This window comes from Achromobacter sp. JD-1, from assembly GCF_038594925.1.
GTDB lineage: Bacteria > Pseudomonadota > Gammaproteobacteria > Burkholderiales > Burkholderiaceae_B > Achromobacter > Achromobacter spanius_C.
Genome location: NZ_JBCGCS010000086.1, coordinates 1 through 1,061, shown reverse-complemented (window position 1 = coordinate 1,061; position 1,061 = coordinate 1). Strand labels below are relative to the sequence as shown.

Genomic DNA, 1,061 nt, shown 5'->3' with positions numbered 1-1,061 from the left:
TCAACGGCGCGCAAGCCATCCAGCTTTTCCTGTGCGGTGGACACCTTTTTCTCCAGCGCTTCAATCTGCTTGGCCTGAGCTTTGCTCGGATCGAGGTGGGCGCGTTGGATTTCCCCGAATTGCTTCTTGTCGGCGTACTCGAAAGAAACACGGCATTCCACCCACAACCAGCCCTCTCCCTGCACCGCCTTGAACAGTTTGGACCGCTGCATCTTGGCATCGGCCATGCTGCGCACCTTCTCCGGGTCGGCCAGATAGGCGTCGTTCTCGAATAGGTCGCGGCGAACTTCCCCGCCCGCCTTCTCATACGCGGCGACGGTCACGTACCGCGCCACGGGCGAGTCGCCGCGCATTTCAGTTTCGGCCAGCAACTGGCGGATGTGGTCATCGCGGTTCCAGTATTGGCCCGCCGACGCCTTCCATGCCGCCTCCTGGCGGGTGTGGTCGGACACGGAAGCCAGCGCCTGCATTTCGTCCATCTTGATTTTGCCGTCGCGGAACAACTGCATGAGCGTGGGCGATACGCCGCCCAGCGCCAGCAGCTTCTTGACGGCCGATTCTGAAGCGCCATGCGCGGCGGCGATGGCCGCAACCGTCCAGTTTTCGGCGCGCAGACGCGCATAGCCTGCATACACGTCTGCCGGGTGCATCGCCTTGCGCCCGAAGTTTTCGACTAGGCTGGCGTGGTAGGCGTACTCGCTCGGAATGACGAGGCAAGGGACCGGGTAGTCGGTTGGGAAAACGCCGCCTTCGATCAGCAGGCCAAGGGCTGTCCACCGCCGTCCGCCCGCGCACACTTCATAGGAGCCGTCCGGCGCTGCGACCACAACGAGGTTTTGCAGGAGTCCGCCCATCGCCTGGATGGTGGCTTTCAGCTCCAGAATCTCGGTGTCCTGTTTGCGGTCCTGCGCACTTCGTGCTTGGTACGCTTCGCTGAGGCGCAGTTGCGAATGCGGGATATCCAAGCGCGTGGCGGCGGCGTGGATGGCGGCGAGTTCTTTGGAGTCGATCTTCATGGTGTGTGCTCTTGCTTCGATTTATCGGAATTAGTGCAGCTGTGC

1 protein-coding gene is annotated in these 1,061 nt (G+C 62.1%); it reads right to left on the bottom strand.

The annotated features are described in order from the left end of the window. Window positions 1-1,016: ParB/RepB/Spo0J family partition protein (locus tag WBR68_RS31340; RefSeq protein WP_230696266.1), on the bottom strand; the 1,016-nt coding region annotated here is incomplete at its 3' end. Between the last annotated feature and the right edge of the window lie 45 nt (window positions 1,017-1,061).